Source organism: Streptococcus sp. KR (assembly GCF_002238115.1).
Classification (GTDB): Bacteria; Bacillota; Bacilli; order Lactobacillales; family Streptococcaceae; genus Streptococcus.
The window spans coordinates 1-461 of sequence record NZ_NGVM01000143.1; the positions used below are offsets into that span (position 1 = coordinate 1).

The window sequence follows — 461 nt, forward strand, 5'->3', positions numbered from 1 at the left end:
GGAACATAACCGTAATTTGCGTTGTCGTCGTCTATTGCTGACATTTTGATTCCTTCTTTCTTTTCAAATCCGCCTTTAAAGGCTGAGGTTTATGTACGAAAGGATTGCTCCTTTCAAAATGATTAGCCAAACATGTTTCGCAGTTCTTTATCAACTTCACGTTGATTTTTCACGACGATAATTTCTGGCTTTCGTTTCTTTTTGTCTAATCCATATTTAGCAGCCTCAAATTTCATAATTGACTCATTTGTGTCCCTAATGTTTTTTAAGACTTCTAAGACATTTTTACTTTCGTCCTTCTTGTTCTTCAATTCTTGTGCATAGGCATTAGCCCTAATCATTGCTTTTCTAACTCGTTGATCATCGGCGTAATTAGTGTGTACGGTTCGATCAACGTGAACTTTATGGCTAACTTGCTTTGGTTTAAATAAATTTCCAAGCCATTTAAATACTTTATGAAT

The 461-nt window shown here is 35.1% G+C and carries 1 protein-coding gene; it reads right to left on the minus strand.

The window, feature by feature from the left end:
* Positions 1-122: 122 nt before the first annotated feature.
* Positions 123-461: hypothetical protein (locus tag CBI42_RS12885; protein ID WP_179211420.1), on the minus strand; the 339-nt coding region annotated here is incomplete at its 5' end.